This is a genomic window from Arthrobacter senegalensis, assembly GCF_059091765.1.
Map to the genome: position 1 here is coordinate 1 of NZ_JBNHGZ010000010.1, position 1437 is coordinate 1437.

Here is a 1437-nt window from a genome sequence, read left to right on the forward strand (position 1 = left end):
TGAACTGCTCCCCGGAAGTTGGACTGAGAAATTCAGTTCCGACTCCTGGGGAGCAGTTTTATGCATGCATGTAGTTCGTTATCCGAGGATCAGCGCGAGTCCGCTGTAGCGTGGTTCGAGCAGGGCATCGCTTATAGGGCGACAGCCAGATTGCTGGGAGTGCCTCACGCGCCGGTCAAGCGGCTGTATCGGCGATGGAGGATTCATGGCCGAGGAGCGTTGATGACCAAGCCAAAACAGTCGTACTCGTTCGAGTTCAAGCTCGCTTTGGTTGAACGGTTCCTCGCTGGTGAGACTGCCCCTGATCTCGCAGCAGAAGTCAGCTTGTCGTCGCCTCGCCTGCTCGAAACGTGGGTACGGGCATATCGCCGAGAGGGTGCGGATGCGTTGCGTCCCAAGCCTAAAGGCAGACCCAGGAAACCTGATGTGCCGCCGCCCGCGGAGTTGTCCGAGGTGGAGCGGTTGCGGCGCGAGAACGAACGGTTGCGGGCTGAAGTGGCTTACCTGGGAAAATTGCGGGCCTTGAGGGCGCAGGAACGACGGTGAAGGTTCAGGCCATCATCGCTCTCAAGGCTGACTTTCCCCTCCCGGTTCTGCTGCAGGTCGCCGGCCTCGCCCGGTCAACGTTCTTTTATCACCAGGCCCGGCTCCAAGCCCCGGATCCGCACAAGGAACTCAAGACGGCAGTCACGGAAATCTTTGCGAAGAACCATGGCAGATACGGGCACCGCCGCATCCACACTGAACTGGTCAAGCGGGGCTGGACGATCGCGAAGAAGACCGTGCTGAAGCTGATGCGTTCCCTGCGGCTTGTTTGCAAAGTCCGGCGCAGGAAGCGCTACAACTCCTACCAGGGCGAGCAGGGCGCCGTGGCTCCCAACCTGCTGAACCGGGAGTTCGCAGCCGATGCCCCGAACCAGAAGTGGGTCACGGATGTGACCGAATTCAGCGTCGGAGATCGGAAACTCTACCTCTCACCGGTCATGGACCTCTTCGACCGTCAGATCATCTCCTACACACTGGGCCCATCTCCAAACCTGGAGCTCACTAATACCTCCCTGCGCAAGGCTCTGACAACACTCGCCTCCCGACAGGAACCGCTCGTGCATTCCGACCAGGGCTTCCAGTACCAGCACGCCTCCTGGCGGAAGCTTCTGCTGGGCGCCGGCGCCGTCCAGTCGATGTCACGCAAAGGCAATTGCTACGACAACGCGGTGATGGAAAACTTTTTCGGACACCTCAAGGAAGAGCTCTTCCACCATGTTCGGTTCCTCAACACGGAAGCGCTGGAAACAGTACTGCACGAGTACATCCACTGGTACAACACCGAAAGAATCTCGACAAAGCTCGAGGGCCTAAGCCCGGTGCAGTACCGTGCTCAGGCCCTCGCGGCCTAGTCTCTTATTTAGCCAGTCCAACTTTCGGGGCCCAGTTCAC

The 1437-nt window shown here is 59.3% G+C and carries 2 protein-coding genes; both read left to right on the forward strand.

The window, feature by feature from the left end; translation table 11 throughout:
* Nucleotides 1-222: 222 nt before the first annotated feature.
* Nucleotides 223-546 (forward strand): helix-turn-helix domain-containing protein, encoded by a 324-nt coding sequence (locus AC5RVG_RS16965; RefSeq protein ID WP_494014782.1) that lies wholly within the window; start codon nucleotides 223-225, stop codon nucleotides 544-546.
* On the forward strand, nucleotides 543-1397 hold the full coding sequence (locus tag AC5RVG_RS16970) for an IS3 family transposase (protein WP_494014783.1): 855 nt from the start codon (nucleotides 543-545) through the stop codon (nucleotides 1395-1397). Before AC5RVG_RS16965 ends, AC5RVG_RS16970 begins: the two co-directional genes overlap by 4 nt.
* The last annotated feature ends 40 nt before the right edge of the window (nucleotides 1398-1437 follow it).

Bases quoted from the DNA above. Each gene is read 5' to 3' on its own strand.
- AC5RVG_RS16965 (WP_494014782.1), top strand. From the start codon at position 223: ATGACCAAGCCAAAACAGTCGTACTCGTTCGAGTTCAAGCTCGCTTTG.